The sequence below is a fragment of the Kaistella haifensis DSM 19056 genome, from assembly GCF_000735695.2.
Taxonomy (GTDB): Bacteria; Bacteroidota; Bacteroidia; order Flavobacteriales; family Weeksellaceae; genus Kaistella; species Kaistella haifensis.
Map to the genome: position 1 here is coordinate 1 of NZ_JASZ02000075.1, position 1,909 is coordinate 1,909.

General features: G+C 28.2%; 1 protein-coding gene and 1 pseudogene. Both read left to right on the plus strand.

Features of this window, described 5'->3' with window-relative positions; all coding sequences use genetic code 11:
• Positions 1-372 precede the first annotated feature (372 nt).
• Positions 373-1,242: an NACHT domain-containing protein gene (locus tag AP75_RS13855; RefSeq protein WP_158212093.1), complete on the plus strand. Its 870-nt coding sequence runs from the start codon at positions 373-375 to the stop codon at positions 1,240-1,242.
• Between the two features lie 451 nt (positions 1,243-1,693).
• Positions 1,694-1,909, plus strand: a pseudogene (locus AP75_RS13860) (IS5/IS1182 family transposase); the annotation flags it as partial.

The window sequence follows — 1,909 nt, forward strand, 5'->3', positions numbered from 1 at the left end:
AAAGCTACCGGAGGTTTAGTTCAACACAGTATTGCCAAAAAAGCTGGGTTGAAGGAATTCTTTGAGCGTTTAGTTAAAATAGTCTCAAAAAAATTTCCCCTTTTCCAAAGAAAGTTTGTAAGTTTGAAAAAGGGAAAAAATTTTGCTTCGGGAAGTACTTCTTAGGAACTTTTAGTTATAAAAAGCCCGCTTCTTCGGCAATACTTTTCCCGTTAGCCGTAATTCCCCTACTCGAAAACGGAGTTGTTTTTAGCCGCTAACGAAGAAATTTTCACTATTTTGAATAATCAAATGGTCAAAAATTAAAATCTATAACTAATTGATTATCACTGAAATAATTTAACGTTAGTCAGAATTCGAAAGCAAATGCAAATGGAAGAAACTCTTTTAACGACAGTTTTAAAAGCTGCTGCAGGAGAAACACTAAAAAAAATTACTACAAGTACGATAGAAAAAATCAAAACAGATAGGCTAATCTCTAAAAAATCAGAATTAGATAACGTAGTTAATAAATTTCCTACAAAATATAAAACGCATTTCAATGAAATTATAAAATGGTCTAATTCTATTCCTTTCATAGGTTTATCAAAACCAAAAAAAACCAAAATTTCAACGGTTGAATTAATAATTTCATCCGATATTTTTCAAAATATGGAGGGTAAGAAAAATAAGGTTTCTGAAAGAGAAATATTAAATTCAGCAGAAAACATTTTATTAGTGGGCGCACCAGGTGCTGGAAAAACGACGACAGTAAAACGTTTAATTTTAGAATACATTCAAAATTATGATTCTTACTCTAACTTAACATCATTAATTTTAGTAAGATTAAGAGACATTCCGACAACCACAACAATTTATAAGTTCATTTTAGATGTTTTAAATATTAAATATGAGGATAAGATTATAAAGTACGAACTGATACAGAAAAAAAAAGATAAAAAAAGGAATACGACCTATGATGAAATAATATTAAGAGAAAAAGTAGAAACTTTTGTAGGAGAATTAAGTGCTCAAGATTTTTTATCATCTTTATTGAATAATATAAACTGTCTTTTAATACTTGATGGCATTGATGAAATAAGCAAAGAAATACAAAATAATACAATCAGAGATATTGAAAAACTAGGTCTCAAACTAACTGATTCAAAAATATTAGCGACAGTTCGTAAATCCGAATTAAATAAACTCCTAGATAATTTTGAAATTTTAGAAATATCACCACTTAATGTAAAGCAAATTTAGGATATATCTAAAAAATGGTTACCAAAAAACAATAATTTCATATCTATTCTTGATAAGAAACCTTATAAAGATCTTGCTAACAGACCAATATTTTTAACTTTTTTATTAATACTATTTGAAAGATATCACGATTTACCAACTCAAGCACATGAAATATATGATGATGTTGTTCATTTAGTTATTAAGGAGTGGGACGAACATAGAGATATAATTAGACATTCAAAGTAAAGTGATTTTAGTACGAGAAAAAAAGTTAAATTTTTATCCGAAGTTTCATATTTATTAACTTATAAAGTAAAACAAAAAATATTTTCATCAAAAATTTTACAAGATATATACTTAGTCTCTCCTTAAACCACTTATAATTTACTGATTATTAGTATTTTGGGTTTAAAATAGCTTGTTTTTTATTGCAAGAATTTGTATATTAGAGCTTTAAAACCTTGCAAATATGTTAGGAAAAAATCCAGAAAAACTGCCAGAATTATTCCGCCCGATGTTGGTTGATTTTATTGATGATAAACACGAACTCGTTTTGCTTTCAGATAAAATAGATTGGAATTATTTCGAGAACGAATTTTCGCCGTTGTACTCTAAAGTGGGCAATCCGAGCCATCCGATTCGTTTTATGGTGGGCTGTTTGCTTCTGAAACATCTTTATAATTTG